Below are 4,142 nucleotides of genomic sequence, written 5' to 3'. Positions count from 1 at the left end.
TCTCTTTGCAACTGCAATTTCTGGTACTCCACATTCATGTATTTCAATGTGGCCCGGGCCCGTTGCTGTAGGTTGCCGATTTCAAGCAATTCCTGCTTTTCCTCTACTTCCAGATTCAGGTTGGAGGATACAAAATTGATCAGGAAACTATTACTCTGGATATTCTTGATGGCAAATGAAGCCTCGGACGGCAGGTTTGGGTTCTCTTTTATTATTGTCAGGGCGAGGTCCTTAATGGACTGGATGATAGCCAGAAACTCCTCACTGGTCTGATCAACAGCCTCCTCCTGAGTTTCCCTGATGGTGGCAGTCATATAAGGGCTATCTGTGAGGACTTCGGCGATCTCGAATCGTTTTTTGCCCTGAATGATAATGGTGGTATTGCCATCTGGCATCTTAAGGACCCGAAGGATCCTGGCTACCGTACCAATAGTATTGATATCCTTGATCCCGGGGTTTTCCGTCGCCTCATCCTTCTGGGATACCACACCGATTACTTTGGTACCGTTATTCGCATCCTTGATCAGCTGGATAGAAGCGTCTCTTCCGGCCGTAATGGGAACTACCACACCGGGGAATAACACCGTGTTCCGCAATGGCAGGATCGGCAGGGTCTCCGGGAGTTGTTCATTATGCATCTCCTCTTCATCCTCGGGGGTCATCAGGGGGATAAGTTCCGAGTCTTCATCAATCCCCTGAAACGTCATATTGTCAAATTTTATGAATATGGAATCTTTCATATATAATTATCCGGTCATTCTGTCATTCTTCGGACACCATTCTACGGTGTCAACAACCTATTCTAGTCTACCATTAGCCCTGTCTAACGGGGCTGCCGGGGTGCATACCAGAAATATAGTTACCACTAAAAGACAAACCCTGTGCCAAGCTTGGAAATATTTTCCTAAAAAAAGTGTAACAATCCTTAAATTGATTCATCTCTAAAGCAAAAGTTCCACTTTTTGAGCCTAACACAAGAAAATATTGACAGCTTATTGCAGGCCTGTTTACGTGGAAAACAAGGGGCGCAACTGGAAGTATACAACCGCTATTACAAGGCGATGTATAATACGGCCCTGCGCATTGTAAAGGATACAGCCGAAGCGGAGGATGTAATGCAGGATTCCTTCCTGAATGCCTTCACAAAGCTGGACTCGTTCAAGGGTGAAGTCACTTTCGGCGCGTGGTTAAAAAGGATCGTGATCAATAACAGTATCCACCATTATCGTAAGCAACAAAAGCGAAATGAGGTAGCACTGGACGATATCATGTACAAGGTCGAAGATAAGGATGAAGTTGAAGTGGATTATGGTGTCACAGAACGAAAGGCTCAAAAAGTGCTGGATACCATGAAACAATTAAAAGACAACTACAGAATTTCTTTGACCTTACATTTGATCGAAGGGTATGATTATGAGGAAGTAAGTCAGATTATGGACATCAGTTATGCCAACTGCCGTACCACAATATCAAGGGCCAAGGAAAGTCTTAGAAAGAAAATGATTAGTGTATAAGTTATGAAAGAGGATAGTGTAGATAAATTATTCCGCGAACTGGACGGAACATTCGATACCGAGGAACCCCGGGATGGCCATGAGATGCGATTTCTCGACAAGCTCAATACCGCACAGGGAACCATAAGTATCAACAGGAAAAAACCGGGAACCTGGTGGAAACCCCTGTCTATTGCCGCTTCGGTGGTGATCTTATGTGTACTTGGTTTAGGGCTGTATAATTTCAACCCCAGCGTGGAGGACAGGGTAGCTGAAATTGCCCCGGAAGTTTCTGAGACGCGCCTCTACTTCAGTGCTTTAATTGAGCAGCAGGTAAGTGAACTACAGGCACAAAGCAACCCGGAAACAGAACAGATGATCGCTGAAACCTTAGCACAACTCAAAAAATTAGACAACAATTACAAACGCCTGGAACAGGATCTTATAAACGGGGGAGATGCCAATCTTATCCTTAGTGCTATGATCCAGAATTTTCAAACCCGGATCTTCCTGCTGCAGGACGTACGTAACCAGATAGAATCAATTCAAAACTTTAACAACTACAATGATGAAAACGTTACTATTTAAATACGCATTAACCGCATTGATGCTCATCCCGATGGCCGTTCCGGCCAATGGCGGCAAGCTCAACGGAAAATATACCAAGGAGAAAACCATAAAAAAGGAATTCAATGTAAATTCAAATGCCCTCCTGAAAGTAAACAACAGTTATGGGACCTTGTCTCTCAGTTCCTGGAACGAAGACCGCGTGGTTATCGAGGTGCACATAAAAACCAATGGAAACAATGAAGAGAAGGTACAGAAAAAGCTGGATGAGATCACAGTAGAGTTTGAGGGGAGCAGCGAGATGGTTTCTGCAAAGACCAAATTCAACAAGAATGACAGCGGATGGTGGAGCTGGGGAAAACGCAATAAGGTAAGCATGCAGGTGAATTACAATATTAAGCTTCCTGTTAAAAACAGCATTCACCTTAGCAATGATTACGGAGCCATAGAATTGGACCGTATAGACGGGCACGCAAAAATAAGTTGTGACTATGGCAGGCTGGATATCGGTGAATTACGAGGGCGAAACAATGAACTGCGTTTCGATTATACCAGCAAATCCCGAATTGCCTATGTCAATAGCGCGAAGATCATAGCAGATTATTCGGGGTATACCATAGAAAAAGCAGGCAACCTTCAGATCAATGCCGATTATACCAATGGTGTAGTTGGATCCATGCAGAATCTGGAATACACCGCAGATTACGGTTCCCTGGAGATCGATGAACTGGACAACGCTATGGGCAGTGGGGACTATGTGAATGTTAAATTGGGCACCGTTCATGGTAACGTGGACCTCAATGCCGATTACGGATCCATTAAGATCGCCAATATGGCTGAAGATGCCGGAAACATAGATATTAAGACAGATTACACCGGTATACGGATTGGCTATGATCCTGCCTATGCCTTCGATTTTGAAATCTCCACAGAATACGCCGGAGTGAAAGGTACTGAGGATTTTGAAGTCAATATCAGTCGGGTTAAAAACAGCGACCGGTATTACGCAGGTTTCCACGGACGGGCGAATAGTGGAAATAAAGTAGCTATCTCGGCTGACTATGGAAGCGTGAGCTTTAACAAAAATTAATCATAAACTTTAAATACCAAGACAATGAAAAATATAGCCTTATTGATGACCATAGCCCTGTTCACGGTGAATTGTACCGCACAATGGGGAAAGAGAATAAAAGGAAACGGAAAAGTGGTGACTGTAGAACGCTCTGTAGGCGATTATGATGCCATAGCCGTGGCCGGCTGGTTTGATGTAGACCTGGTGAAGGGTCGCGAAGGGGAAATCAGTATCAGGGGTGAGGAAAACCTGCTGGAATATATCATAACCGAAGTTAAGAACGGTAAGCTGACCGTTAAGGTGAAAAAAGGATACAACCTGCAAAGCTCTAATTGGAAGCAAGGTATCCAGGTTACCGTACCTTTTGAATCAGTGAACAGCGTTTCCCTGTCTGGTTCCGGAGATATCGTAGGAAAGGATGTCCTTACGGCTGACAACTTCTCAGCAAGCATGTCGGGTTCGGGTGATATCAGCCTAACGGTTGAGGCCGATGCCCTGAAAACAGTAATTTCCGGATCCGGGGATATTGAGCTTTCAGGTCAAGCGCGGGATTTTGACGTTACTGTATCGGGAAGTGGGGATGTGGAGGCATTCGACCTGGTAGCCGATAATGTTACGGCAAATGTATCCGGTTCAGCGGACATTAAAATTACGGCGAACGAATCCCTCACCGCAAGGGTTTCCGGTTCCGGGGATATCCGGTACAAAGGCAATCCAGAAAAAGTGGACAGTAAAGCCTCTGGATCAGGAGACATCAGCAAAGCATAACCATCAAAAAACGAACAGCCGGAAAAGCCCTGGAGATCACTTCGGGGCTTTTTTATTCACTCTGGTCAATAACAACAATCCGGTTAAGAAGAACAACCCCAGAAATATGGTGGCATTTCGCATGCTCCCGGTGAACTGGGCAACCATCCCATAGAGAAAGGTGCCGATCACAATCCCTATTTTCTCAGAAACATCGTAAAAACTAAAGAAAGAAGCGGTATCCAGGGTTCGAGGAAGGAATT

The 4,142-nt window shown here is 44.8% G+C and carries 6 protein-coding genes; 4 read left to right on the top strand and 2 right to left on the bottom strand.

What is annotated here, in order from left to right; genetic code table 11:
• Positions 1 to 740: LON peptidase substrate-binding domain-containing protein (locus AC4E7D_RS04465; protein ID WP_490172608.1), on the bottom strand; the 740-nt coding region annotated here is incomplete at its 3' end.
• 222 nt (positions 741 to 962) lie between these two features.
• On the opposite strand from AC4E7D_RS04465, the gene AC4E7D_RS04460 reads away from it, so the two are divergent.
• From AC4E7D_RS04460 to AC4E7D_RS04445, 4 genes are read left to right on the top strand one after another with little or no spacing between them, the layout of a single operon-like run.
• Positions 963 to 1,514: an RNA polymerase sigma factor gene (locus tag AC4E7D_RS04460; RefSeq protein ID WP_490172607.1), complete on the top strand. Its 552-nt coding sequence runs from the start codon at positions 963 to 965 to the stop codon at positions 1,512 to 1,514.
• 3 nt (positions 1,515 to 1,517) lie between these two features.
• Positions 1,518 to 2,081, top strand: a complete 564-nt coding sequence (locus tag AC4E7D_RS04455; RefSeq protein WP_490172606.1) for a hypothetical protein — start codon at positions 1,518 to 1,520, stop codon at positions 2,079 to 2,081.
• On the top strand, positions 2,062 to 3,150 hold the full coding sequence (locus AC4E7D_RS04450) for a DUF4097 family beta strand repeat-containing protein (protein ID WP_490172605.1): 1,089 nt from the start codon (positions 2,062 to 2,064) through the stop codon (positions 3,148 to 3,150). Before AC4E7D_RS04455 ends, AC4E7D_RS04450 begins: the two co-directional genes overlap by 20 nt.
• A gap of 24 nt (positions 3,151 to 3,174) precedes the next feature.
• Positions 3,175 to 3,900, top strand: coding sequence for a head GIN domain-containing protein (locus AC4E7D_RS04445; RefSeq protein ID WP_490172604.1), 726 nt, complete (start codon positions 3,175 to 3,177; stop codon positions 3,898 to 3,900).
• A gap of 36 nt (positions 3,901 to 3,936) precedes the next feature.
• Here AC4E7D_RS04445 and AC4E7D_RS04440 read toward each other — a convergent pair.
• Positions 3,937 to 4,142, bottom strand: a 206-nt coding sequence (locus tag AC4E7D_RS04440; RefSeq protein WP_490172603.1) for an MFS transporter, incomplete at its 5' end; no start/stop codon positions are given.

This window comes from Lentiprolixibacter sp. (genome assembly GCF_982873095.1).
This window is presented reverse-complemented; position numbering and strand designations above follow the sequence as displayed.